We start from the raw sequence: 1,460 nt of genomic DNA, 5'->3' as shown, positions 1-1,460 counted from the left end.
GGCTCTTCGCAGTTAGCAGTGGCATTGGCGCCGGCTGGATGCGACCCGACGTGACCGTCGAGTGCAGGCCCACCGTACCCGGCGGCGTTGGTTCTCCGGGGTACGGAACCCGAACGCGATACGGCCGACGTGCTTGACGATCCGGTTGTAGCCTTCACTGCGCGCATTCGACAGGCCGGTGGTGATCGCCAGGATCATCGGTTCCTGCCACGCCGAGACGGTCGTCGCCAGCTTGCCGATCTCCGGGACACGGCATGCCGCGCAGAACGTGTAGAACCGATACAGTCTGTCCCGGATCTCATGGCGAAGGCCACCACGATCGGTGCAGCGCAACACATCGCGCAGCAGTTCCTTCGCTATCCATGCGGCGGCGATGTCCCCGTGCGGGTCGGCGGAGGTCAGCTTCTCGAACAGTGTCGATCGTTGCTCATCGGTTAGGCGCTCCGCGGCCCGCAACAACCGTCGTCGATTGATCCATTCGACATCGCTCTTGCGGCCGCGCCGACCCCGCTCGGCCTGGGTGACCCTGCGCCGGACGGTATCGACCATCTCGTTGGCCTTCTTGACCAGGTGGAACCGGTCCACCACCAGTTGTGCGTGCGGCAGTGCCTCGCGCACCGCCTTTGCGTACACCGTCGACATGTCGATCGCGACATGGGTGATCTGTGCCTTCCACGTCTCGTCGCGGGCGTCGAACCAGTCGATCACCACCGCGGAGGTGCGCCCGTTGACCTGCGCCAGCAACCCTTGATCGCCGGTCAGGTCGACCAGTCCGGTGTCCCACCGGTCCACCCATCTCCGTTCCCCGGTCTCGGGGCAAGTTTCCCATTTCGCCTTCCCGCGTCGGGTCTCATCGATCCCGAGGACGACCACCGGTTCGGGTTCGTCGCCAAGGGCGGCGTCGGCGACCACGACGAGGTGGCCGTGGACGGTGTGCCAGGCGCACCCGTAGTCGCCCGCGACCGCGGACACCGACCGGTCCCCGTCGAGGACCGCCTCGACCAGCAGCGCCTTCGCTCGTGGCGTGACCCGCGCCCGGGACGGCACCCCCGGCGTCGACTCGGTGAACACCTTACGGTCACAGGAGGTATTGGTGCACAACCATTTCCGTTTCCGCCACACCAACAGCGGACGGTCGGGTCCGACCTGCACATCCCGCGGTCTGGTGGTGACCCAACCCTTCGAACGCGTGGACTTCTGCCCGCACTGCGGGCACATCCCGACCCATTCGGGTGCCGTCGCGATCTGCACGATCCGGCTGCCCTCGACCGTGCGCTGCACCGATTCGACGATGACGCCGTCGAGATCGAGCAGCAATGAACTACCGTGGTGCATGCCCGCGTTCCTTGCTGTCCTGGATGCCTGAGAACACCCAGCTCACAAGGGCGCGGGCCCTTTTTCAATCACCGACACGGCAATGGGGTCGATCGACACCCGCCCCTACCAAGTGCGAAGAGCCG

General features: G+C 66.0%; 1 pseudogene. It reads right to left on the bottom strand.

Annotation, left to right across the window (positions count from 1 at the left end):
- Positions 1–12: 12 nt before the first annotated feature.
- Positions 13–1,381: pseudogene (locus M1M07_RS32240) on the bottom strand (ISL3 family transposase).
- Positions 1,382–1,460: the final 79 nt, after the last annotated feature.

Origin of the sequence: Rhodococcus sp. HM1 (assembly GCF_023218075.1) — a bacterium.
Taxonomy (GTDB): domain Bacteria; phylum Actinomycetota; class Actinomycetes; order Mycobacteriales; family Mycobacteriaceae; genus Rhodococcus.
This window is presented reverse-complemented; position numbering and strand designations above follow the sequence as displayed.